The 25,473-nt window shown below is 39.5% G+C and carries 23 protein-coding genes; 8 read left to right on the top strand and 15 right to left on the bottom strand.

The annotated features are described in order from the left end of the window. Nucleotides 1-525: sterol desaturase family protein (locus Q0X77_RS12215; RefSeq protein WP_297797751.1), on the top strand; the 525-nt coding region annotated here is incomplete at its 5' end. 4 nt (nt 526-529) lie between these two features. On the opposite strand, the gene Q0X77_RS12210 is transcribed toward Q0X77_RS12215, so the two are convergent. The 4 genes from Q0X77_RS12210 to Q0X77_RS12195 all read right to left on the bottom strand — a co-directional run bounded on the left by Q0X77_RS12210 (nt 530) and on the right by Q0X77_RS12195 (nt 3,764). Further along, nucleotides 530-1,594: a DUF3365 domain-containing protein gene (locus Q0X77_RS12210; protein WP_297797749.1), complete on the bottom strand. Its 1,065-nt coding sequence runs from the start codon at nt 1,592-1,594 to the stop codon at nt 530-532. Continuing rightward, entirely contained in the window at nt 1,594-1,863 is a 270-nt protein-coding gene (locus tag Q0X77_RS12205; RefSeq protein ID WP_297797747.1) for a heavy metal-associated domain-containing protein, read from the bottom strand. Before Q0X77_RS12205 ends, Q0X77_RS12210 begins: the two co-directional genes overlap by 1 nt. A 33-nt stretch (nt 1,864-1,896) precedes the next feature. Continuing rightward, nucleotides 1,897-2,241 carry a rhodanese-like domain-containing protein gene (locus Q0X77_RS12200; protein ID WP_297797745.1) on the bottom strand — a complete coding sequence of 115 codons (345 nt, stop codon included), beginning with the start codon at nt 2,239-2,241 and terminating at the stop codon, nt 1,897-1,899. Between the two features lie 107 nt (nt 2,242-2,348). Then, nucleotides 2,349-3,764: an MBL fold metallo-hydrolase gene (locus Q0X77_RS12195; RefSeq protein WP_297797743.1), complete on the bottom strand. Its 1,416-nt coding sequence runs from the start codon at nt 3,762-3,764 to the stop codon at nt 2,349-2,351. 631 nt (nt 3,765-4,395) lie between these two features. Here Q0X77_RS12195 and Q0X77_RS12190 point away from each other — a divergent pair. Continuing rightward, nucleotides 4,396-5,718, top strand: coding sequence for an outer membrane protein transport protein (locus Q0X77_RS12190; RefSeq protein ID WP_297797741.1), 1,323 nt, complete (start codon nt 4,396-4,398; stop codon nt 5,716-5,718). Between the two features lie 819 nt (nt 5,719-6,537). Here Q0X77_RS12190 and Q0X77_RS12185 read toward each other — a convergent pair. The 5 genes from Q0X77_RS12185 to Q0X77_RS12165 form a co-directional block, all read right to left on the bottom strand. After that, nucleotides 6,538-7,062 carry a DsrE/DsrF/DrsH-like family protein gene (locus Q0X77_RS12185; protein WP_297797739.1) on the bottom strand — a complete coding sequence of 175 codons (525 nt, stop codon included), beginning with the start codon at nt 7,060-7,062 and terminating at the stop codon, nt 6,538-6,540. A 49-nt stretch (nt 7,063-7,111) separates the two neighbouring features. Then, nucleotides 7,112-7,420 (bottom strand): TusE/DsrC/DsvC family sulfur relay protein, encoded by a 309-nt coding sequence (locus Q0X77_RS12180; protein WP_297797737.1) that lies wholly within the window; start codon nt 7,418-7,420, stop codon nt 7,112-7,114. Nucleotides 7,421-7,511: 91 nt separating this feature from the next. Then, the gene (locus tag Q0X77_RS12175) at nt 7,512-8,543 is read right to left on the bottom strand and encodes an FAD/NAD(P)-binding oxidoreductase (RefSeq protein WP_297797735.1); all 1,032 of its coding nucleotides are present in this window, start codon (nt 8,541-8,543) and stop codon (nt 7,512-7,514) included. A 195-nt stretch (nt 8,544-8,738) separates the two neighbouring features. Then, complete coding sequence (locus tag Q0X77_RS12170; protein ID WP_297797733.1) at nt 8,739-9,524, bottom strand: SDR family oxidoreductase; 786 nt, start codon at nt 9,522-9,524, stop codon at nt 8,739-8,741. Nucleotides 9,525-9,541: 17 nt separating this feature from the next. Then, on the bottom strand, nt 9,542-10,612 hold the full coding sequence (locus Q0X77_RS12165; protein WP_297797731.1) for a TIM barrel protein: 1,071 nt from the start codon (nt 10,610-10,612) through the stop codon (nt 9,542-9,544). Between the two features lie 256 nt (nt 10,613-10,868). On the opposite strand from Q0X77_RS12165, the gene Q0X77_RS12160 reads away from it, so the two are divergent. From Q0X77_RS12160 to Q0X77_RS12135, 6 genes are read left to right on the top strand one after another with little or no spacing between them, the layout of a single operon-like run. After that, entirely contained in the window at nt 10,869-11,966 is a 1,098-nt protein-coding gene (locus Q0X77_RS12160; protein WP_297797729.1) for a dihydroxy-acid dehydratase, read from the top strand. After that, nucleotides 11,963-12,517, top strand: coding sequence for a dihydroxy-acid dehydratase (locus tag Q0X77_RS12155; protein WP_297797753.1), 555 nt, complete (start codon nt 11,963-11,965; stop codon nt 12,515-12,517). Before Q0X77_RS12160 ends, Q0X77_RS12155 begins: the two co-directional genes overlap by 4 nt. A gap of 12 nt (nt 12,518-12,529) precedes the next feature. Then, nucleotides 12,530-13,867, top strand: a complete 1,338-nt coding sequence (locus Q0X77_RS12150) for a gluconate:H+ symporter (RefSeq protein ID WP_297797727.1) — start codon at nt 12,530-12,532, stop codon at nt 13,865-13,867. A gap of 60 nt (nt 13,868-13,927) precedes the next feature. Further along, the gene (locus tag Q0X77_RS12145) at nt 13,928-16,213 is read left to right on the top strand and encodes a dehydrogenase (RefSeq protein ID WP_297797725.1); all 2,286 of its coding nucleotides are present in this window, start codon (nt 13,928-13,930) and stop codon (nt 16,211-16,213) included. Then, complete coding sequence (locus Q0X77_RS12140) at nt 16,177-16,368, top strand: hypothetical protein (RefSeq protein WP_297797722.1); 192 nt, start codon at nt 16,177-16,179, stop codon at nt 16,366-16,368. Before Q0X77_RS12145 ends, Q0X77_RS12140 begins: the two co-directional genes overlap by 37 nt. A gap of 27 nt (nt 16,369-16,395) precedes the next feature. Beyond that, nucleotides 16,396-16,737 (top strand): L-rhamnose mutarotase, encoded by a 342-nt coding sequence (locus Q0X77_RS12135; RefSeq protein WP_297797720.1) that lies wholly within the window; start codon nt 16,396-16,398, stop codon nt 16,735-16,737. Here Q0X77_RS12135 and Q0X77_RS12130 read toward each other — a convergent pair. The 6 genes from Q0X77_RS12130 to Q0X77_RS12105 are packed head-to-tail and all read right to left on the bottom strand — an operon-like array spanning nt 16,734 to nt 25,345. Continuing rightward, nucleotides 16,734-19,904, bottom strand: coding sequence for a PVC-type heme-binding CxxCH protein (locus Q0X77_RS12130; protein WP_297797718.1), 3,171 nt, complete (start codon nt 19,902-19,904; stop codon nt 16,734-16,736). The two genes, Q0X77_RS12135 and Q0X77_RS12130, sit on opposite strands and share 4 nt — an antisense overlap. Nucleotides 19,905-19,937: 33 nt before the next feature. Continuing rightward, nucleotides 19,938-20,909 (bottom strand): Gfo/Idh/MocA family oxidoreductase, encoded by a 972-nt coding sequence (locus Q0X77_RS12125; protein WP_297797716.1) that lies wholly within the window; start codon nt 20,907-20,909, stop codon nt 19,938-19,940. 11 nt (nt 20,910-20,920) lie between these two features. Beyond that, complete coding sequence (locus Q0X77_RS12120) at nt 20,921-21,925, bottom strand: NAD(P)-dependent oxidoreductase (protein WP_297797714.1); 1,005 nt, start codon at nt 21,923-21,925, stop codon at nt 20,921-20,923. Nucleotides 21,926-21,971: 46 nt separating this feature from the next. Further along, nucleotides 21,972-23,084 carry an alcohol dehydrogenase catalytic domain-containing protein gene (locus tag Q0X77_RS12115; RefSeq protein ID WP_297797712.1) on the bottom strand — a complete coding sequence of 371 codons (1,113 nt, stop codon included), beginning with the start codon at nt 23,082-23,084 and terminating at the stop codon, nt 21,972-21,974. A gap of 28 nt (nt 23,085-23,112) precedes the next feature. After that, a complete protein-coding gene (locus Q0X77_RS12110; protein WP_297797710.1) occupies nt 23,113-24,267 on the bottom strand; it encodes a Gfo/Idh/MocA family oxidoreductase in 1,155 nt (384 codons plus the stop codon). 28 nt (nt 24,268-24,295) lie between these two features. Beyond that, the gene (locus Q0X77_RS12105; RefSeq protein WP_297797708.1) at nt 24,296-25,345 is read right to left on the bottom strand and encodes a TIM barrel protein; all 1,050 of its coding nucleotides are present in this window, start codon (nt 25,343-25,345) and stop codon (nt 24,296-24,298) included. Nucleotides 25,346-25,473: the final 128 nt, after the last annotated feature.

Raw genomic sequence — 25,473 nt, 5'->3', positions numbered from 1 at the left:
TTTTTTATTGTTCTGGATTTTGTACAATGGTTTACGCACATACTCCTTCACAAATATTCCTTCTTATGGAATTTTCATAAAGTACACCATTCTGTTAAGGAAATGGGCTTCGCAGCACATCTGAGATATCACTGGATGGAGAATATTTTATACAAACCCTTAAAAGTTTTTGGGGTAATGATACTTGGCGGATTTGAGCCAGAGCAGGCATATGTAGTTCATTTCCTGGCTATTACGATAGGACATTTAAATCATTCCAATATTAAAATTACATGGGGTCCATTAAAATATATATTTAACAACCCGGTAATGCATCTGTATCATCATGCAATGGAGTTACCAGAAGGTAAATACGGTGTGAATTTTGGTATTAGTTTAAGCCTTTGGGATTATATTTTTAAAACAAATTACGTCCCGGAAGACAGTGGAACAATAGAACTTGGTTTCCCCGGAGATGAGAACTTTCCAGATGATTTTTTACATCAGGAAATATATGGTTTTGTCAAGCCTAAGACCGAAAAATAAAAGTTTAATCCTCTAAGTTTGTTCGGTTTAAGCTAATGGCCCACATCCCCCTGACTTGATTTTCCTGATAATCCCGGGCCTTATCGGTTGGGTAAAGATTTTCTAATGCAGCCAAAGTAGAAGTAGTTATCTGCCTTTCCGGTACTCCGTGACACTGCAGGCACATAGCGTTTGTTGTAATGGGGTAATAGAAATCTACCTGTTCTTCTGTTACATTCAGGATTGGATCTACGGTTTCCCCCGATGATACCATTACTTTAAAGTCGTTTATATAAACTAACTCTTTTGCACTGGCCCTATTTAAAGGATTTCTGGGCTTATCAGTAACACGCCTTATTTTAATACCTTGTGCTATAGACAGACTATCTGTGAGTGGAATTGCATTTAAATTACAAAATTCAACTGCCCCATCCGGGCCTTTTTCAACAATAGCCTGTACTAATTTCTTACCTAAGGTAGCCTTTGCATTAGATGCGTACTTCTTGCCTAATTTCTTATATTTCTCAATGGTATCAACAGATACCTGACCCATATGTTTACACTGTCCATCACCCTTACAGTTTCCTGAACAATTCTGCATATTTTTACCTTTACCTTTACCTTTACCGTGCCCCTTAGCCTTCATATTCATATGCCCGTTAAACCAATCTGGTGCATCAATTTCATTATCGTATAAATAGTCCGCGATTTTCACCACCATCTCTTCAGGAAAAGACTGGTATGGCATTGTCCCAAATTTTCTCAGGGCTCCTTGCATTTTGGAATTTTCTTCGCTTGGATCTTTCACCCAGTTCACAATAAGATTAATAAATTGATCTTTTGAGGTCGCATCATTAAGATAGTGTTTCTTAACTGCAATCATTGGTGGTGCTATCATTTCGCTTTGAGCAGCCCTGGGGTTGTGACAACTGTAGCATTCTTTCTCTAAGAGCTCTTTCCCCGGATGGGTCTTTTCAGAAGTCACTGCACCGCCTGAAGTTTCGTTAATAACCCGGAGGTCCGTTTTAGGCACGTCTTTACATGAGGCCATAAAGAATAGGCCTGTAAAGAGAAGTAATAGGTACTTCATTACTTTGACATTTTACCGCTTGCGCAACTTACAAATGATCGTGCCTTGGCTGTTAAACTATTTTTGCGATCAACAGAAGGGTAACCTAGCGATTTAAGTTTGTCCTTAACCAAAATTGCATCGTCTGTAGTTTCGTAAGTAAAATGAACTGTAGCAGTTTCTGTATCAACATCAATATCTGAAACCTGGTTGAGTTCTGATAATTTAGTTGTGATTGTTTTTGCACAACCTTCACATTTGAGATTCTGGACAATTACTGAGGCCTTCATAATTTTTGTTTTTTTGTTTTAATATCCGCGCTGCTAATGCCATCTCAAAATTCCTCCTTTGAGATCATAGATTCTTTCAAATCCCATTTCGATAAGTTTTCTTGCCGCTTTCTGACTCCTGTTTCCGGACTGGCAATAGAGGTAAACAGGTTTATCTTTTTGTAACTTTTCAAATGATTTTTGAAAATTACCCGCATTAAAAAAATCAATATTAATGGCTTTCCCAATGTGCCATTTTTGATATTCCCTGGCTGTTCTAACATCGACCAACTGCACTTTCGGATCTTTAATAGCTTCTTTGAATTTTGAGACTTCTAAAATTTCAAATTTATCGGATTCTTCCAATCTTGACCCGAATAGTGTTTTAAATATAGACATTGGTATATTTTTTTTATTAAATTTTATAGTTCCGGAAAAAGGGAACGGCCAATAATTATTTGGACGTTCCCATAACAATCAACCAAAACAAATCTTAAAACAATTTTCTATAACATTGTGGTCGGACAGATATAGTCCGATTTATTAACTTTCGATTTTTTAATTTCATCAAAACCTTCAATTACATCAACAAAATCGTCCCATCCTCTTTGCATTAAGATAGACGCAGCGGTCATACTCCTGTAACCACCTGCACAATAGAGCACAAATGGTTTGTCAATTGGAAATTGAGAAAGATGTTGATTTAATTCATTCAATGGAACATTAATGGCCCCCATAACATGTTCAGAGTCAAATTCACTTTTCTTTCTTACATCAAAAACAAGCGGTCCTTCTCCAAAATATGCTTTTTCGAACTGTTCAGCAGTGATCCTCTTAATTCTCTCAACATCTTTTGATGCTTTAAGCCAACTTTCAAACCCTCCATCCAAAAAACCAATGGTATGGTCATAACCTACCCGAGAAAGTCGTGTTATGGTTTCTTCCACCTTATCTGGGTAAGTAATAATTAAAATTTCCTGTTTTATGTCGGAAATCAGTTCTCCCACCCATTGTGCGAAACTGCCATCCAGGCCAATATTAATACTATTAGGAATATGTCCCTTGGCAAAATCCTCGGCCTTACGTGTGTCGAGCATTAAGGCATTTGTTTCGCTGGCAATAACTTCGAAGGCTTCGGGTGACAATGGTTTTTCAGCTCTTTTAATAACGGTATCCAGACTTTCATAACCTTGAATGTTCATCAAGACATTCTTCGGGAAATAACCAGGAGGTGCCGTCAATCCTGAAAGTAGTTCTTTTATAAATTCATCTTTGGTCATATCTGCCCTCAAAGCATAATTTACTTTTTTCTGGTGACCCAGTGTATCTGTGGTTTCTTTACTCATCATTTTACCACAGGCCGAACCTGCTCCGTGATTGGGGTATATAATCAGATCATCATTTAAAGGCATAATTTTATTGCGAAGCGAATCGTACAAATGTCCTGCCAATTTCTCTTCGGTAAGTTCAGAAATTACGTGCTGAGCAAGATCCGGCCTTCCAACATCACCAATAAATAATGTATCACCTGTAATTAATCCATGCTCTTTTCCATTTTCATCAATTAACAGATATGTTGTACTTTCCATTGTATGCCCCGGGGTGTGAAGTACCTTAACCTTATAATCCCCAATTGTAAAAATTTGATTGTCCTTCGCAACAATTGCTTCATAAGCAGGTTTAGCAGTAGGTCCAAATACAATTTCTGCACCGGTCTTTTTCTTCAGGTCCAAATGGCCACTTACAAAGTCTGCATGAAAATGCGTTTCAAAAACAAATTTTATTTTTGCTTTGTCTTTTTTTGCCCGCGCTATATATGGTTCTACTTCCCTTAATGGATCAAATATTGCAGCTTCACCATTGCTCTCCATATAATATGCTGCATGGGCCAAACAACCAGTATAAATTTGTTCTATTTTCATTCTTCAAATAATTAAATCTATAGTATAAAAGTATTAAGCATTTGGCACTTTTACAGTAACCAAGGTTACAAAGGTCCTCTTTGTCCATAAAACAAATAATGATTTTTGTCATGGTCGGCTTTAATGGCTTCCCCCCGAGTTTCAGATCAGAAACCAATTCCGACTATACTTATAGAAACATAGGTATAACCCATGTGTAGATTAAGACTAAAACACTACGAGTGTATCTATCAGGTAACCTATGACAATGAACAAAAACACCCAATTATTTCAATAGTACTTATCCATCATCGACAAATTAATTAGAAAAATATCTCTTATACGAATTTTTAGCTGAACGTAACATTTGTTACATAACTGAAGGCTTAGTTATATACTTTAGTAATTATCTGCTAAACCCCTGTTAATATTGAGCTTACAACAGGTATAAAAATAGATATTTAACCTAAATAACAGGCTATCTCATCAGGTTTGTTTGGCAAATTCAAACTATGATAATTGTCATAAATCCACGAAAATCCTGAATATACCTTTGCTTTTAAATTGAGATATTAACCAGCAATTATCAATAGAAAATAACCTTTGAATAAAGTGGTTAGGATTTGTTTTTAGTTGCATAAATCACTAAAAGATGAAAGCATATTTTTTAAAACTTTGTTTTCTATTATTTGCAACCGCTGCATTTTCACAGGCAGGCCACATCATGCAGGGTGTAGGTGCCGTAAATATGTCAATGGGTGGTGCCGCTACCGGACAGCCATTAGACATATCGGGTGCAATACAATGGAACCCAGCTTCTATTTCCACTTTTGATGAGAAGATCTTAAAACTTGATATTGGATTCTTCTTCTCCTCACCGGAATTGAGTTCTACCGTTCCCGAGTTTGATTTAACCGGGAATCCAACTGGTAACTTTTTTAGCGGCACAACTGAAGATGATCGTGGTGTTTCACCGCTACCAGCTATAGCTATGGTTTGGGGTAAAGAAGGCAGCCGGCATACTTTTGGTGCTTCTGCTTTTGGTATAAGCGGATTTGGGGTTACTTTTCCTGAAAGTACTACCAATCCTATTAATATGCCGCAAAGTATGGGCGGATTTGGCCGAATAGAATCTAATTACAGTTTACTTCAATTAGGTTTTACCTACGCTTATGAAATATCCGATAAATTCTCAATAGGCGTTCAACCTACATTTAATTATGCCACTCTAAAATTAATTCCTAACCCTACAGCTAGCCCTTTTAATCCTACGTTTGTCGGATATCCATCAACGGACAACTCTTCGGCTTTTGGTTTTGGAGGACAATTAGGTGTGTATTTTGATTCGGGTAACGGATTTTCTGCCGGGGCCTCTTATAAAACCAAACAATCATTTGGCGATTTTAAATTAGATAACACTTACCTGGATTCAAGTACAGGTGAAAATGAATTCAAAATAGACTACCCTGGTATCTGGTCTATAGGCCTTGGTTTTTCTCCCGGACAATTCGACCTGGCTTTGGATTACAGATATGTCGAATATGAAAACGCAGCCGGATTTTCTTCCGTGGGTTGGACACCTACCGCATCTGTAGCCGGATTTGGCTGGAAGAACATCAGTATAGTTTCCTTCGGAGTCCAGTTTAAAGGTGTGAACAGACTGCCATTAAGACTTGGATACACTTATAGTTCAAATCCAATAGAAAGTGATGTCGCGTTTTTCAACGTACCCGCAACAGCCATCATTAAAAATGCATTTCAAATAGGTCTTAGTTATGAAATAAGTGATCGTTGGGCAATTGATGGAGTTTATCATATGGGCTTTAGTGGCAAAGCAACTTCAGGTCCTTTGCTTAACCCATTATTTATTGGAGTTTCTCCACCTTACGGAGCTATTCCGGGTAGTGAAGTTTCCTATGATATGACTACTTCCATGATTATGGTTGGAGCGAGTTATAAGTTCATTAAAAAATAATCTGGCTACAAACCCGAGCTAATGAAAAACGACGCCTTCGCAGGCGTCGTTTTTATTGATTCCAAGTTAACTATTTAATAGAAGATAAAACTAATACCGTTATTTTCTCCCAAAGAGATTAATAATAAAACCTGCTCTATACGATACAAAGGTTACTAAGCTTATCGGAGTAAGGCCACCATGCCATGCGGAAAGGTTCATCCGGCGAGAGTAACCCATAAAAAAGATATGGACAATACTAAATAATAAAGCTTGCAGTAAAATGTTTCGGGAAGTAATAAATCTTATAAACGCTTCATCCGCATGTAGATGGGTTTGAATACTTAAATTATATGCCCAAAGAATTAAAAAGCCTAAAAACCCTCCTTCGCATGCTTATTCCTGCCAGCAGATTAAGTGTCTCATCTTTTTCAAAAAATTTACCAAAGATGGTTGGTTACAATATGACAATAATTTTTAATGGTATTTGATTGCCTTAACCCTTTAAATAAGGCAGGTTAGTTAATATCATTTAAAAATAGGCAATTTATGTAGTTGGCAGGTGACTATACAAAAGGGGACAGCCGGAAATATTTTCATTGGTACGACCCATATAAAGGAGGTTTTTTTGAATATTGTACCCTTAAGCTCAACGACTTGATAAAGTCTTAAACAAGAACGAAGTCCTTCTCATAATTTCCATCCCTGCATCTGGAGCAAACCAAAACCTAATTGTCCTGAGACTTAATTTAACCCATAAAACAACCCTGCCAAACGAATTCAGCAGGGTCTATAACAATCAATCATTAGAAACTATATTATCTAATCGTATATCTGAGTTTAAATGAATAATAAATGGGTGCCTTCTTCATTTGCCCTTCCATAAAAGTCTCCGATAGTCAATATCCCATCCAGCTCATCAATAAGATCTTCTTTTTCCAGGTGGAACATGTCAACGGCCAATTTACAACCCCATAATTTACAACCTGAGTCTGATAAAATTTCGAGAAACTCACTGACGGGTGGCATATCTAATTTCTCCATTTCTTTCTTCATCATTTTAGTAGCCAATGCTTCTACTCCGGGTAAACCGCCAAGCATCGTTGGCATATGCAATGCTGGATTACCTACTGTAGCTGTATGTAAATGTTCCAATTTCTTCTTTTGAATCGCTTCAAGTCCAAAAAATGTAAAAAATATTTCCGATTCAATACCTTCCATCCTGGCCCCATTTGCCATTACAAATGCTGCATACGCATTTTCCAAAGTCCCTTTGGACAAAATAAAAAGCATTTTTTTTACTTTAGTTCCATCTTTCTTTTGTACTTGGGTTTCACCCATCTCTTTTACTTTAGTTTCGCTCATCTCTATATTTTTATATTTTTACTAATTTCTTAGATTATCTTATAACTCCTTAGATACAACTCTTAGGTTTGGGGATCCCGGCTATCAAAGTAGACTTTTTAAGTGGGCCTCCAGGAAACAGACTATAGAATTCCTTAATGTTTATAACACCACTCTTTTTAATACCTCTTATTGATAGTGGCTCTTCTTTCTGATGTTTATCCTGTAGATACTCTATAACATCCCAATGTCTATCAGTCATGGAAATACCCTGCTCTTCTGCAAGAGAACGACATACTTCTTTATCCCACTGGTTAAAATCGACAAGATAACCTTCTTCGTTAACATCAATTTCACGATCTGCTATAATTTTTTTCATATTTTCTAATTTAATTTTATCTATTTTACTTTTTCTAATTGTTTTCCTTTTTCAGACATTTTGGCATCAACAAATGGTATGGGTACACCCTTTAAAAGCATGTTCCAATACCGGTTTCAATAAAACAATTGGCATGACCATCAAAATCCTCTTTTAATTCCTCATTATTAATATATCGCAATATGTTATCCGTCAGAATTTCTGCTTCAAAATGGGCTACTGAACCTGCTTTTGAGGCCGGTAAATTTGTAGCATCACCAATAGCAAATATATTCTCATGATCCGTGGATTGTAAAGTCGCTTTATTCGTAGGAATATAATTAAGATCATCTCCCAAACCAGAGCGTTCCAGTAGTGGGTCACCCATATTCGTTGGAACAGTTACCAGAAGGTCATAATCAACCTCCGTATCTGCATAATCTATGATCTTATTATTCTCGTAATCTACGCGCTCTATATTAAAATCGGTAACCTCTTTAATATTCTTTTCTTCTAATAGATAATGAAGTGCCTCCGTAGCCCTAGGTTTAGTAAATGCGCCATCCAGTGGTGTTACAAAAGTAATATCTACCTTGTCTCTCATTCCCTTATTTTTAAAGTAGGAATCTGCTAAAAAAGCAAATTCTAAAGGTGCTACCGGACACTTTATAGGCATTTCGGTAATATGGACTACCAATTTTCCACCTTCCCAGGTTCTGAATTTATTCCTAAGGGCTTTGGCTCCTTCATAGGTATAAAAATCAAAAATATTTTCATACCATTTTGGTCCTTTCATCCCTTCTATTTCTTCTGGTACGGTCTTCGTACCTGTAGCTACAATCAATACATCATATTGCAGCTCTTGTCCATCCGCCAGAAGCACCTTATTGTTCTCTGGCACTATTAAATCTATTTTTTCCTGGATATAGTTTACACCCTTTGGTAAAAACTTGGATCCTTTTTTCTTAACCTGCTTTGTAGTATAAATATCAAATGGAAGAAATAAGAATCCCGGTTGGTAATAATGGGTTTTGTATTGATCCACGATTGATATTTTCCACTCTTTTTTAGGCAGGCTGGATACCAAATGATTGGCCATCATTGTTCCGGAAGTTCCTGCTCCTAATATGACTAAATTTTTCATCAATATTTATCTTTTTTAAATGATATACAGGAATAGACTACCTGTGTTTAAATTATGATGTAAAATTAATTATCTGAGGTGCTGAAAAACATGACAAAAGTCATAAATAAGGCTTATGTAACAAGGGTTACTTTGAAAGTAAAATTATATTTTTTGATCGTATTTCGCTCTTTATCAGTACTATATAGGTTTACATTATTTAGCTGTCCAGCCTCCATCTACGGTTAGCATAGACCCCACCATATAACTTCCTGCGTCACTGGCTAAAAAAATAGCCGCACCCTGAATTTCACGCAACTCTCCCCAGCGGCCAACGGCAGTAGCTCCTACAATAAACTTTTTGGCTTCTTCGGTATCGGCTATTGGAATATTCATTTCTGTTAAAAATGGACCGGGGCATATGGCATTCACAGCAATATTGAAGGGTGCCAGCTCTAACCCAAGAGCTCTGGTCATTTGAACTACTGCTCCTTTACTCGTAGCATAGGGCGTGCGGTTAGCCAGACCAACCAATCCCAGGGTACTTGCCATATTTATAATTCTTCCGTAATTATTCTTTTTCATTTGTGGAGTCACTGCCCTTGAAGTATTCCAGGTACCTTCCACATTAACCTTCATCACCTCATTAAAATCCTCCGGATTTAATTCATCTATTGCTCCCCTGATATTAATCCCTGCACTATTGATTAATATGTCTATTTTTCCAAAATCTTTTTCAATCTCCTTTACTACGGCCTCTACCTGTTTTAAATTAGTAACATCAGCTGAATAGGCTTTGGCCTTTATTCCAAAATCCTTAGTTAGCCCTTCTGCTGCGAGATTACCTTCATCCACATTTCTGTTGACCAATGCTGCGGAACAACCAGCAGATGCCAACCCGGCAGCCATAGCTAAACCGAGGCCCTTGGAACCTCCGGTAATCATGGCCGTCCGACCATCCATATTAAATTGTTTTATTCCGGGTAAGATAGTATTTGACATATCCTTAGTTTTTGTTTTTAATTGAAGCCCAGGCGCTGCCTGGCATATTTAAGTGATGCGCTATTATTTGCTATTTCCAGTGCCAATTTATCATCGGGCGGGTTTTTGGAGATCACCATTAAGGGTGAAGTACTATTTTTCTTTTTGATCTTATGTAGAAAAGAAGCTAATTCACTACCGGAAATTTGATCCAATGTTGCCCAGTATCCCTTTGTCAGACAAGGAACTTTTAAAGGATCTCTGGTAATCATTTCCAAATTAAACCTAATATCCGGATTATGATCTTTTATAACAGTAATCATTTTATCAAGGTCCAAAAATCCTTGTCCTAAATTAATTTCGGCCAGTAAAAAGCCATCTTCATATTCCGCAACAGCCATATCCTTTAAATGGACCGTAAATGCATAAGGAGCAAGCGCCTCAACTACTTCCATAGGATCCTCGAGCAATGAAATATTATTACCCGTATCCAGTGTCACCCCTATCCATTCACTATCTATGGTGTTCAACAGTTCAATCATTTCGGCAGTTCGCCAATCCTTATGGTTCTCTATAGCAAGCTTTACACCCATATTACGAACAACCGGTTCGGCCAGTTTTAATGAATTTATAGATTTTGTCCTGAATTCGTTAAAAGCATCCATGGTATCAAATGATTCGTACCTTCTACCGGAAAGACAGACAGTCCTCAGAACATCTACACCGGCTTCTTTTGCTGCCGATACCTCCAAAGTAAACCGTTGAAGGTCTTTATCGTCCTCTGGCAACCTTATTTGGCCTTCAAGGAACATATTCAATTCCTCAACCCTTTTTTTTAAGTTATTCGCATAAGTCTTATCCCAACCACTTACACTGAATTGAACTCCTCCAAACCCTTTAGAACTGCAGTGTTCTACCATTTGTAAAGTGTCAGTGAATGCCGGATAGGTGGTGCTCTCCAAATTGGCATACCTCCGCTGTACATAGGAAGCCTCAGCAATCCCAAAACGCATTTCGGCAACTATAGGTGAAAAGGAAGGAATAATGGGAAGGGAAACAGTCAATAATGCCGCTGATCCACTTTTTTTAACAAAACTCCTTCGCTTCATAAAGTAAATTTATTTCATGGTTGGTTTTACTATCCAAAATCCAATTAACTGGTTTCTTCTTCTAACTAAAACTATGTATTTAAAAGTAACAAAAAGATTGATAGCCCCTTAAAATATATTACATAAAAGAACTTAGAATGGAAATAAATACGAAATCCATTTTGTTAACTGCATTAAAGATAATACCTTGATTTCCGTATCAATGATTAAAGTAGGTACAAAATCAAAATCGTTCCTTCATTAGAACTGGCAACCCATGGAAAAAGACAAGCAAAAAAGACTGAGAAGTGAAGATTGGTTTAATCCCGGAGATCCAAAATCAGCTTTTATTCATAGGTCATGGCTACGTAATCAGGGTTATCCCAATGACTATTTCAATGGAAGACCTGTAATTGGTATTTGTAATACATGGTCAGAATTAACTCCCTGTAACGGGCATTTAAGAGATTTTGCCGAGTTTGTCAAAAAAGGAGTGCTCGAAGCAGGGGGTGTTCCCTATGAATTCCCGGTAACCAGTATGGGAGAAATTTTAATGAGGCCCACGGCGATGCTATTTCGGAATTTGGCTAGTATGGATACCGAAGAGAGCATTCGGGCTAATCCCCTTGATGGTGTTGTTCTCCTCACAGGATGCGACAAGACAACCCCATCCACCGTAATGGGCGCCTGTAGCGTTGACCTCCCTACAATTGTAGTGCCTGGAGGGCCCATGTTGAATGGAAAATACAAAGGAGAACGAATAGGGTCAGGCACCTTTGTGTGGACTTTAAAAGACAAGATTAAGAACGAAGGGTTTACACCTGAGGATCAGATAGAAGCAGAGATCTGTTCTGCACGAAGTGCCGGACATTGTATGACCATGGGAACGGCCTCCACTATGGCTTGTATGGTAGAATCTCTTGGCCTTACTTTACCGGGTGCAGCGGCAATACCTGCGGTAGACTCGCGTAAGAAGGTTATGGCACAATTATCTGGAAGAAGGATAGTTGAAATGGTAAAAGAAGACCTAAGATTATCAAAGATCCTCACCCGTGAAGCCTTTGAAAACGCTATTAAATTAAATGCAGCTATTGGTGGTTCAACCAATTTTATTATTCATTTACAAGCCATTGCCGGGAGGATTGGCGTTCCCCTTAACTTAAAAGAATTTGATACACTGGGCAGCAAAATGCCGCTGTTGGTAAATCTAATGCCCTCGGGAAAATTCCTTATGGAGGATTTTTTTGATGCAGGTGGTTTGCCTGTAGTTATTAATCAGATGAAAGCACATCTCCATAATGATGCCTTAACGGTTAATGGTAAGCCGATAGTGCTGTATTATATGGCAATTTATGTGAAAATGGGGCTGTTATAAAACCTTCTGCTGCCACCCCCGATCTTATGTCGCATAGAGGTAAGGCAGTTGTATTTGAGAATATTGAGGACTGCCATGCCAATATTGACAGACCAGATTTGGAAATAGATGAATCCAGCGTAATTGTCCTTAAAGGTGCTGGGCCGGTTGGCTATCCCGGAATGCCTGAAGTTGGCAATGTAGATTTGCCTGAAAAAATATTAAAAAAAGGTATAAAGGATATGGTACGTATTTCGGACGGAAGAATGAGTGGCACTGCATTTGGCACGGTTATTTTACATGTTTCCCCGGAATCCTCAATTGGAGGAGTTTTGGGATTAGTACAGACTGGAGACCATATCGTACTTGATGTTCCTAACAGGAAATTACATTTAGAGGTAGAAGAGTCTGAACTGGAAAAACGAAAAGCGTCATGGATACCTCCTGATCCAGCCTCGGACAGAGGATATACTAACTTATATATTAATACGGTGCAGCAGGCTCATCTGGGTGCAGATCTGGATTTTTTAGTAGGAAAATCGAGTTCTGTGGTAAAACGAGATTCACATTAAACCAATACTGTCATGATAGCTATTTTATTACTCTTATTGAGTGTTATACTCATTGTATTACTAACCGCTAAATTCAATGTTCATCCATTTTTGGCCCTGTTAGGAGCGGCAGTATTCTTTGGCCTGTTATCAGGGATGGATCTAAGTATGATTGTGCAATCTATAAATGACGGGTTTGGGATTACGCTGGGAAAGATTGGAGTGGTCATTGTGTTAGGCGTAATCATAGGTGCCTTTCTTGAACATTCAGGAGGTGCCTTCAAACTGGCGGAGGTTATCCTAAAAATTATTGGAAAGAACAGGGTTCATGAAGCCATGGGCCTTGTTGGCTTTGTGGTATCTATCCCTGTATTTGCAGATAGCGGGTTCATTATCCTCAACCCGTTAAATAAAAGCCTTTCTAAAAGGGCTGGTTTATCTGTAGTTGGTACGGCAACAGCTTTAATTCTCGGCCTTATGATAACCCATGTTCTGGTACCGCCCACACCTGGCCCTATTGCAGCCGCAGGAATTATAGGTGCAGATGTCGGTTTGGTGATGCTCATAGGTCTGATCATAGGTTTACTTTCACTAATCGTAGCTATTTTTTATTGCAAGAAAATGGGCGCAAAGCATTATATCGATCCAAACCCGGACATTTCAGAAGATGAAATCCAGGAGAAAATTAAAAAAGCTCCAAGTGCATTTAAGTCATTTTTACCCATATTGATCCCCATTTTATTGATTGTTGGAAAATCCCTGGTGGAATTTAACTTAGAAGAAGGGCAAGCAGAAACGGCATGGGTTAAATTTATTTCCTTCGTCGGCACCCCGGTGATTGCCTTAATAATAGGAATGCTCTTTGCCTTTTTACTTCCTAAGAAATGGGACAAAACCATATTATCCACCTCAGGTTGGGTAGGGAATGCCCTAACCGATGCCTCTAATATTATCCTTATTACAGGAGCCGGAGGAATTTTTGGTACCATCTTACAGAATAGTGAGATTGCTACTACGCTGGCGGACACTTTATCTACTGCAAATCTGGGGATTTGGCTACCCTTTATGTTATGCGCGGCAATTAAAACTGCCCAGGGTTCATCTACTGTGGCCTTAATCACTACAGCTTCAATAATAGCACCATTATTGCTATCAATGGGTTTTGTAACTGAAGTGGACAAAGCATTGGTTGTTGCAGCAATTGGAGCAGGTGCCATGGTCGTTTCTCACGCAAATGACAGCGGATTCTGGATCCTAACCCAATTCTCCGGAATAGATGTGAAAACCGGCTACAAGGTTTATACACTTGGCACATTTGTAGTTGGGTCATTTGCAGCATTATTGGTCTATATTGCTTCTTTTATAGTATAATAAAACAAGACCCGTTCATGGTTAATTTTTGAAAAGCTTATAATTTGTATTTCCATGGCTATGTTTAAAGAACATATATCATCTTTCAGGATTTTGACATTTATTGGGATTGTTGGGTTACTGTTGATGCACTATAGTTGTAAACAAGAGCCTTCTCCTCCTTTAACGCCATTTCAGGCGCTTCAATCTTTTGAACTGGCTGATCCGGAGCTTGAAATTCAACTGGTGGCAGCTGAACCTCTGGTACAAGATCCGGTGGCGATTACTTTTGATGAGGCTGGTAGGTTATGGGTTGTTGAAATGCTGGGTTTTATGCAGGATATTGATGGTACCGGAGAAAATGATCCCATAGGAAGAGTTAGTGTATTATTTGATAATGACGGGGACGGACAAATGGATACGAGTACCATATTTCTGGACAGCCTTGTACTTCCAAGAGCAATTGCCATCGTAAATGGAGGAGCCCTTGTTGCAGAAAATATACCACTGTGGTATGTTGAAGACACCGACGGGGATCTAAAGGCAGATAAACGCACCCTTATAGATTCAAGATACGGAGGGCAGGGAATGCCCGAGCATTCGGCCAATGGCTTATGGAGAGGAATGGACAATTGGTATTACAACGCTAAGTCTAAAAGTCGCTACAGGAAAATTGATTCGGAATGGATCAAAGAAGAAACTGAGTTCCGAGGGCAATGGGGAATTTGCCACGATAATTCAGGACGCCTGTATTATAATTACAACTGGTCACAATTACATGCAGATCTAGTACCTCCAAATGCGCTTCAAAGAAATAAAAACCATAAGAGCAGCAGTGGTATAGACCACGGTCTTACCCTGGATCGTAAAATATATCCAATTAGAAGCAATACTGCAGTGAACCGGGGTTATGTGCCAGGCACTTTAGATAAAGAGGGTAAACTACTTGAATTTGCATCGGCCTGTGGTCCATTAATATACCGTGGGAATGTCCTTCCTGATTCATATTTGGGTAATGCCTTTGTTTGTGAGCCCACCGGTAACCTTATCAAAAGAAATTCAGTTCTTGAAGATGGCTTTATGTTAAGTGCTGAAAGCGTTTATAAGAACCTGGAATTTCTGGCTTCTACAGACGAGCGATTTCGACCTATTTCTTTAGCTTCAGGACCAGATGGAGCCCTCTATGTGGTGGATATGTATAAAGGAATAATTCAGCACGGACCCTACATGACAGATTATCTGCGGGAAGTGACCTTAAAAAGGAAACTAGACAAACCCATAAATATGGGACGAATATGGCGTATAACCACAAAAAATAATAAAACAGAAAAACCAGAGGACTTCTCCAAATTAAGTCCAGTTGAGCTTGTCAATCTACTAAACCATCCAAATGGCTGGACCAGGGATATGGCGCAACGCTTACTTGTGGAAAGTAAGGATTTAACTATTATCCCCGAATTAGAAGATATTCTTGCTTCCAAAAATCCGTTAGGACAACTTCATGCTTTATGGACTCTTGAAGGTTTGGGTAATTCTAATTCAGAACCTTACCTCTCTGCCATGTATGCTTCAAATCCAACTGTCGCCCAGACAGCTTTGCGTCTTGTGGCTGCAATGGTTGATGAGCATCCTGAGGTTCGTAAGGAAATTCAGGATTTTATAATTAATGAATACGATAGCGCAGACCCGATTTTACAGATGCAAATGGTCTTAACCTCAGATTTATTAAACACAGAAACGGCATTTAATATTTCAAAGAAGTTTCTTGAACACTACAATCAGCATCCTGTGTCTCGTGATGTTGTTATGAGTAGTTTAGGCAATAAAGAGTATGATTTTTTTAACAATATAATGTCTGATGACAAATGGAAAACCTATGATCAGAATAGGGAGATATTTGTTGAAATGCTTGTTAGTGCTATAGCCGTAAAGGGCTCTGAAGAGGAAATTCTTGCTGTTTTAAATAGATTGAATTTCAATCAAAATCAACAAACAAAATGGGTGACCAACGCAATTACAAATGGAATCCTAAACAGTACGGCCATACAAGATGATGCTAAAATTGAACTTACCAGTGCCCCTTTGGTTTTTGAAAAATTAAAAACCTCAGCAAGTTCAGATCCATATATTGCGGATAAACTTGAAAAATTATTCACATGGCCGGGAAAACCAAAAGAGGTGGCCGATTCTAAGGAAAATTTAATAGAAATTGATCAGATGGTTATGGCTTCAGGCAGACAAAAATATATAAACCTTTGTGCTAGTTGTCATGGTACTCAGGGAGAAGGTATGTCGCGGTTTGCTCCTCGATTCCTGAAATATTACCTAATATGCCTTCATTCTCCACACTGCAAAATGAAGACATAGCTGCCATTTCTACCTATATTAGAAATAGCTGGGGAAATTCCGGTGAGGCCATTTCAAACGGCACAGTTGGAAAAATAAGGTTTCGGACTCAAGGCAAGATAACACCATGGTCTTCTGCTGAATTAGATAGCTTTATTTTTGATTCTGACCTTTAAAAATCAATATTAAGAAAAAACAAAATCATGAAAAGACATTGTCTCGCATTAGATCTTAAAGATGATGATGCGCTAATAGCAAAATATGAGGAGTATCATACTAATGTATGGTCCGAAGTACTGGATAGCCTCAAAAACTCTGGTATTAATCACATGGAAATCTATCGGGTTGGAAACCGTTTATTTATGATTATTGAAGTAGAAGACCATTTTTCTTTTGATAGAAAAGCAAAACTTGATGCCGGCAACGAAAAAGTACAGGAATGGGAGGTTTTAATGTGGAACTATCAGCAGGCATTGCCTTTCGCCAAACCTGGTGATAAGTGGCTTCCAATGGACAAAATATTTGAATTTGGTGCAGGTGCTTAATTAATTGGATGTTCCTTTAAAAGCTCTTCCGCAGTATAAAAACCTTCTTTATCCTTAGTCTTTTCCCTTACTTCTTTAACTTTTTCGGCTGAAATTGCAGTTGCCTTATTACCAAAAGCATTTCTAACAAAAGTCAATACAGCGGCTATTTCTTCGTCGTTTAGCATGCCGCCGAATGGGGTCATAGGCACCTGTCCCGGATATGTTTTACCGTTTATAGTCATGGGACCCATAATTCCCTTGAGGGTTAATTTTATAAGACGTTCCTCACTCCCTGTCACCCATTCAACCCCGGCCAGTGGTGGAAATTGAGATGCACTTAAACCTCTTCCATCCGGCTGATGACAAGTAGCACAAAAACCTTCTCTATTATATATTTCTTGGCCTTTGACAAACAACTCCCGTTCTTTTCCTTCAAGATCCGTTTTTATTCCTTTTGTTTCCGGATCCTGTCCCAGATTATGGTTGTTTAAATGAGCCACTGCAGCCTCAAATGGCAGTTTCATCCATTCATCAAGCGGTTTTTCTCCAGCAACCCGGAGCACGGCAAGTCCTGATTCTCTATCCAACCAGGAAGCTGCTACAAAAGCTTCGAGGCGCACACGTGGATTATCATCTTTAGCAGCTTCAAGTAACAGATCCAACTGTTCAGGAATTTGATGACCCGAATATCTTAATACCCGGACAGCAGCAGCTCTAGCCCGATAATCATTCGCATTTAAAAGTTGTTTTAAAAGATCCCTATCAATTTGGTTTAAGCCCCAGCTTACCCATAGTGCCTCCACTAAATGATGTTCATATCTTTCATCCTTCTGGTCTAAACTTTTCACCCATTCGCGCAATTTATTCATCACCTCAGATGAATCCCGTGCACGTAACTCTCTTTTTGTACGATATCTTGAACGGTATTCGGGGAGTTTCAAATTATCCAGTAGTTCATCAATGCTGGCATCAACAATCTTTGCAGGCTCTACCAATGGTCTGGATGGATAAGTAATCCTGTATATTCTACCATGCGCATGATCGCGCAATGGATCACGGGCATTGTGCTGCATATGCCCAACCAATACGTTATGCCAATCTATCAGATACAAAGAACCATCAGGGGCGAACTCCATATCTACCGGTCGGAAATTAGTATCATCCGATGTCACCAAATCCAGCCTGTGCTTACTGATATAACCAGCAGATTGAGGATCATCAACCATAGTATGTTGTTTAGTCCCCAGAAAACCGATAGTGTTATTGATAATTAAATCGCCCTGGACATCATCGGGAAAATGGCGACTTGAAATAAATTCCAGGCCAGAAGTTGGTCGTACCCGGTGCTCCTCTTCTATCAAATTTTTAGGTAGTGGGGAAGCCTGTCCGTATCTCGGTTTAATAGTTCCGGGCATCATCCAGGTAACATCAGGACCGGACGTATGCGCAAAGAAATTTTGTCCCCACTCATCAAAGGCAATCCCCCAGGGGTTAGGAATTGGTAATTGTGCTGTGCGTTCCAAATGATGCCTTTGCGGACTGTATCGATAAAATCCTCCATTGGTAGCACGTACAGGACCATAGGCTGTTTCAACATTTGTATGTAAAAACACTCCTTCTGCCATGTATAGCGCCCCGGAAGGGTCTGCCGTAAAAGCACTAATAGCATGATGCGTATCGTGATCGTCAAATCCACTTAAAATAATTTCTTTTGTATCGGCCTTGTCGTCACCATCAGTATCTGTCAGCAAAACCAAGTTTGTCCCCTGTGAGAGATAAACACCTTCTGGTGCAAATTCAAAACCAATCGTAAGATGTAAGCCATCTGCGAAGGTAGTTTGCTTATCTGCTTTGCCATCTCCATTGGTATCTTCTAAAATTAATAACTTATCATTGGGCTTTGGATCCCCCGGTCTATAGTGCGGATAGCTGGGCATTACGCCCACCCAAAGTCTTCCTTTATTGTCAAAAGATAGCTGTACCGGATTAGCCAGGTCTTCAAATTCCTTCTCAGAAGCAAACAATTCCAATTTATAACCCCCGGCAACTTTGATTTTTTCTAAAGCATTATTTCCATAAACATAACCTGCTTCAACATCTCCCTGTCCGGGATCATAATTAGTTTCTACGGGCGGAAGCTTTTTAGTCTTAGCATCGGCAGCTATTACATCTGTCTTTATGCCCTTTACAGCTGCCCATATTGCGGAATCGCGAATAGCGGTCATTTCACGTATTTTTTCTATTTCATAAGGGTAGTTATCGGGTCCAAAAGGATCATAGCGCCTCCCAAAGGCATGTACACCATTTGGCATTTTATAGTCGTTGTGCCAATACCAATTTTTATCCAAGACAGCTTCATGCACCAGGTTGCGATTTTCTTCCGCCATGCTCTTACTCTTCCCAAATATATGGTCGCTCAGTAACTTTGCAAACTTCTGATAGCCCAAATCATTTAATTGAAACCCATCTGAAGTAAATTTAAAAGCCTCATTGTTAAACCATACTGTACTTGGGCTAAAAGCATCCACAAATAACACACTATCAACTGCTGCTATCTCCCTCATTGCTTCAGTATACAAAGACAAATTCTGATTTTCCCGAACTCCGTCTGGCAGGTCTTTATGCGAGGACAAATCTGCAAAAGCAATAGGAGAAACAAGTGCCAGCTGTGCCGGTTTGGTACCATTATACTTTTGTTCCTTCGTATGCCGAATAAAAGCTTGAAGTTCTGCTTTGAAATTCTCCAAACCTTCTATCCCCTGAAAGGACTCATTATACCCAAAAAATGCTATTATTATATCCGCTTTAAGCCTGCTTAACCATTCATCGGGGGATTCGAAATGCCCTATACTTCCTGATTTCTGGCCATATTCTGTCTGGAATTCTTCAGCACCGGGAAATGCCCAGGGTGAATTTCGTGCAGAATGGGGCCGGAATCCCGGAGTACTTCCACCATCACACATATTACGGATGAATAACAGACTATCCGGGTAGCGCAATTGCATTTCTGTTTCGAAGTGACCATAGTTCATCATTCTTGAACCCAGATTATTGCCTATAAGTACTATATGACTCCCCTTTTTTAACTCAAGAGTACTGTCCTTTTTACCACATGATGCCAGAATAAGTAACAAAAGGAATATTACGTTTATTTTTACTATTGCCATTCTATTCCTAAGACTCATACTATTTCTATATAAAAAAGTTCAACTATTTCTTTACTCAAAAACTACGTGAATACCTTCTTTTTCAGAGCGTTCACAAGCTTCTATAATTCTTTGGCAACTAATGGCATCTTCCAGGGTAGATAGGGGTGCCTCACCCGAACGCAATACCTTATTAATAAAATGTGTAGCTGTATTTTTAATGGATTCAGGGTAACTGAAATATGTTTGAGAATGTGCCCCTTTTCGTTCATTGATGACCCAATCGCGATAGCTATAACGTGTACTACCCTTGGTTCCAATAACTTTAATAATACATGTCCAGGGATCTCCCGAATGCTCGTCATTAGCAAAACTGGCCGATAGATGACTTAGTGTTCCATTCTCCATTTTTATAGTAGCCATAGCGACATTCTCCTGTGGTGCAAGAGAACTGTCTACAGTATGTTTCATACAGGAAATGGTTTCGGGCTTTCCTGCAAGGTAAAGCATGGTATAGCAATGATGGGTCAATATTTGTCGAATTACCCCGGGGTAACGTACCCTAATTTCATCGGCATGATGGATGTTATACATCATATAAAACTGGGTAATATCCCCTAAACTACCATTTTGAATCATCAATTTTGTCCTCAAAATTCCAGGCTCATAAATATAATTATGCACAGGCATACATTTTACCCCAGCTTCAGATACTGCATTTTGCATCATTACCAACTCGTTAATACTTGATGCTGCCGGTTTTTCAACCAATATATGTTTCCCGGCCCGGGCAGCCTTTATGGTATATTCACAATGTGTCTCCATATTCGTAAGGACGAAAACGGCATCTATTTTTGCGTCATTGAGCAATTCATCCACCGAGGAATAGACATTACACTTGAACTGTTTTGCCTTGGTTATACCTTTTTCAGGGGTTCTGTTCCATAACCCAACCAACTCGGCCCCCTCAAGGGTGTTAATAGCCTCAGCATGCAAATCCGCGATATCACCAGCTCCAATTAATCCGATTCTAATTGTATTCATGTGCTTTCAACTTAATATTTCAAAACTCCATTATGCGCCATATTCCTGAATTCCTCCAGAGAGATCCGGACCCCTTCGGAAATAGAGGTCAAAGGCAAACCATTAAAGGTACGCTCAATTTTTTCATGACTTAAATCATGAGCAAACAAATTTGGTGGTGCTCCATTAGCTACGGAAAGTACCGCATACCCACCAATACCCAGTTTAATAGCCTCTTCCTTTGCAATGCTTAAAAACTTCTCAATGGCTATAGTTTCACCTTTAATATTAAATGCGCCAAAACCCTGAAAATCCTGAAGCGTGCATGAAGCAAAATGTGCGCCTACGTCTTCCACGTAATGGTAATTCTCCCTACCGGAATACGGCATTTCAAATGGCAATACATCACCAGTTACAGATCCCATGGCAATTGCCTTTAATGCATTTGTTGGTGACGAAGTTTTTCCTTTATCCCGTCCTTTCCCGTAAGTAGTATTAATTCTTAGACATACTGTAGGCACTTTCGTTTTATCATAAAATAAACGGGCCAGATGTTCTCCGGCCAGTTTCCAGATCCCGTAGTGATTTGGAGGCATCAGAGGTACGTCTTCCGTAATATCAGCTTCGGGGTACATGGATCTCATTCCATAAACGGCGGCTGAACTTGCAAATACAAACCTTTTTAAATCAGGTAATCTTTCAGCGGCATCAAAAAGAGCCATTGTCCCACCTGTATTTATTTCCATTCCACGAATGTGGTGTTTTGAACAGTCAGGGCTCTGATAAGCACCCAAATGAATAATATGTGTTGGATCAACCTGTGTTAGTAACTCGGATAATGATTCATATTCCGATACATCCAGATTAACAAACTCCAGGCGTTTATCCAATTCATCCCCCAACCATAGTTTCAATGTCTCCGGATTTCCAGATCTTGAAGCAACTACAATTTTTGAAACTTCCTCCGATTGCAAAAGTTTATAAATAGTAACAGAACCTATACAACCCGTTCCACCGGTCATAAAAATTGTATGCATATCGTTTTTTACAAATAGTTGATTTAAATCTTTAGTTCGCTACCCATTAGTTCATTTTTATGACCGCTTTTACATTATTGGCCAGGATTGAATCTTCAAAGGCCTGAGTAATTTCATTAAACTCATAGGGGTTAATATAATATTCTGATGGAAATATTCCTGTTGCCATTAGTTTTTGTGCCACCATATAATCTTCTCTGCAAGAACCCATGGAACCCCTCATATTCAAAGATGTGCGGGTGAGATGTGTAGCATTTATCTCTACATCCCCGGGATAAGTAGCAATAACACAAATATCGCCTTCAGGCCTGACCACCGAAATTGCCTCCCCAAGTACTTGTGGTACCCCTGAACACTCAATGAGTAAATCTACCTGGCCATTAGTTCCAAATGGAATACCATTAGCATCCTTTATCCCATCGGCCAATTGAGCTTTCAAAGAATTCTCGGGAGATACAACTATGGTAATAAATCCTCGCTCAGCAGCTTTTTTTAATCGAACATTGATATCATGTTCTATCCCTGTTACTGCAACCCTTGCACCTGCGGCTCTGGCCAACTCGGCAGACATTAAACCTATGATACCACAGCCTGTAACTACGACATCCTGTCCGGGTTTTATATTGCACTTATTATGGAGTGCATTCACTATAACAGACAATGGTTCAACCAAAGCGCCTTGCTCCGGAGTTAAACCCTCCAATAAAGGGACTATTCGATCTGACTCCAGAATAACTTGTTGCCCAAAACCCCCATTTCTATGAAATCCGATAATTTGTTTCGACGGGCACAAATTCCACTTTGCCACCCTGCATGCCGGACAGTCCTCATCTTTGCAGCCCAGCATGGCCAGAGGTGTGAACACATCTCCTACTTTCACTTCGCCATGAGTCCCGGGTCCTAACTCCAACACTTCCGCACTAAATTCATGACCGATAATTCTTGGGCGTTCTACCCAATCAAAGTTAGGTTTGCCCAGGGCGGCACTATTATCCGATCCACAAATACCCGTATACAAGGTTCTGGCCCTTATTTCACCTTCCTTTAATTCGGGTATCTCCATATCTACAACAGAGGTATTGCTTGTTACCGAGATGCCCGAATTGGGGATTATCTTTTCTCTTCCATGCAGGCAAAACCCCCTAATTGATTCACTCATTCTGTTTCATTATATTAATTAAAAAAACTTACCACGAGACACCTGTATCTTTCCAGCTTCTGGATTTTGCAGATGCAAGAACGGCCTCACAGACTTTTTGTGTTTCCTGTGCCTCTTTGAAAGTTGGTGAACAAGGGGTTCCATTTTCTAAGCTTTTAAAAAAATCCGCGACCTGATGTACAAAGCTATGTTCATATCCTATAGATAAACCGGGTACCCACCACTTATCCATATAAGGCTGATCCCCGTCCGTTACGTGTATGGATCGCCAACCACGTTCTATTGATTCATCTCTGTGATCAAAATATTGCAGGCGATTAAGGTCATGCAGATCCCATTTAATTGAGGCGTGTTCCCCGTTAATCTCGAAAGTATAAAGTGCTTTATGACCTCTGGCATATCTCGTAGATTCAAAAAGGCCTAATGAACCATTATCAAAATGGCAATGGAAGATACATGCATCATCTATATCTACTTTTTGCATCTCTCCGGAGGCACTATGTACCCTTTCTTTGATAAAAGTCTCAGTAACTGCAGAAACATCTTTTATGCCGCCATTCAGCCACATTGCCGTATCAATACAATGTGCCAAAAGATCCCCGGTTACTCCCGAACCAGCGGCATCATTGTCTAAACGCCATAAGCCTTCTCCTCCCTGGGGTAGTTCCGGACTTATGGTCCAATCCTGTAAAAAATTAGCTCTGTAATGAAATATTTTACCCAGTTTACCGGAATCTATAAGTTGCTTGGCCAGAGTTACAGCCGGAACCCTCCGATAATTATACCAAACTGTATTGTTAACCCCAGCTTTTTCTACAGCGTCTACCATTGGTTGTGCCTCAGCAACTGTTCTGGCCAGCGGTTTTTCACAAAGTACCATCTTACCTGCTTCAGCAGCAGCGATGGCAATTTGTGCATGCATATTATTTGGGGTGCAGATATCTACTGCATCAATATCATCCCTCATGACCAATGCCTTCCAATCCGTTTCAACAGATTCATAACCCCATTGTTCGGCAAAGGCATTAACACGTTCTTTGTTTCGAGCGCAAACCGCTTTGAGTACAGGTTGATATTCTAATTCCGGAAAGAAGTCCCCTACCCTCTTATAGGCATTGGAATGGGTTCTTCCCATAAATCCGTACCCGATTAAACCAATTCTTATTTGTTTTTTACTTCCCATTATTGGTAACAGCTTTTTTGATTATCTATTATGAAGATTCGTACCATCCATGTTTTTCACGAACTTTTACCATGGCATCCAAAACATCGTTCCATGTTTTTGGCTGCATCATTACTTCATTGGGAAACATACACCCGTCCCAGCATATATGCCTGATTTTCTTTGTTAAACTACCATCTTCATTCCTAAGCCAGTGTCCTGCATCAATAGGAATATTTAATTTGCCATTTGGATCAGAAGCCTGACAGTGCCTACCGGTTTTATCATGAGATCCGGCACCAAAAACGGTTCCATCATTTTGAGCAACATGAAAATCTATAGTCCATGGCCTGAGTGCGGCTGTAAGTGTTCTCAGTCCGGCTGTTAAAGTATCTCTGTCTTCCCATTTAAAATCGTCCGGTAAAATTCTTTCATCGGGTTTGTTATACCCTAAAAGATATAAGAGCGTATGTGCCATATCTGCCTGAAACCCAATATTAGGCCTGTCAACTGCCTCCAGAGTATTTAACATCGATTTCCATCCATGCATCCCACCCCAGCAAATCTCTCCCTCAGCTGCAAGAGATTCTCCATAATCAGCTGCCACATCACAAGCCTCACGAAAGGTTTGGGCAATTAGTTTTGTATTACCAACCGGATCCCCGGCCCAGGTCTCCGGATCTATGGATGAATCTATCCGGATAATCCCATTAGGCCTGATACCAATCTCCCTTAATTTCTGGCCGATAATGCAAGACTTTCTGACCTGGGTAACAAATTGAGCTCTTTCTTCTTTACTGCCCATAGCAGAACCTCCGCCTGTAGGTGTCCAGACAGGAGCTACCAAACTTCCTATCTCCAGATCTTTGGCGAAAGCTTTATCAGCCATTTCCTTAATTTCATCATCTGATGCATCAATATTCATATGGGGATCGAAAAGGAAAAGATCAAATCCATCAAATTTAACACCATCAACCTCAGCATTTGCCGTGAGCTCTATCATGGTATCGATAGCTATTGGTGGTTCAGAATCAGGACCTTTCCCAACAACACCCGGCCATGAGGCATTGTGCAGTTTAGGATAATTGTTTTGTTGCATGAATGTATTTATTTATTCTTTTTGTGATTTCCGCATTCTAATAAGCGGGCGCCTGTATTTTGTCCTAAATTAGCTAAAAATCAATTATCAATAAAATTTATCAATTGGGCAAAAAATTAATAGATTTT

Source organism: uncultured Eudoraea sp. (genome assembly GCF_947258925.1).
Taxonomy (GTDB): domain Bacteria; phylum Bacteroidota; class Bacteroidia; order Flavobacteriales; family Flavobacteriaceae; genus Eudoraea.
The sequence above is the reverse complement of the archived record's forward strand: the minus strand, read 5'-3'. Positions and strand labels throughout refer to the sequence as shown.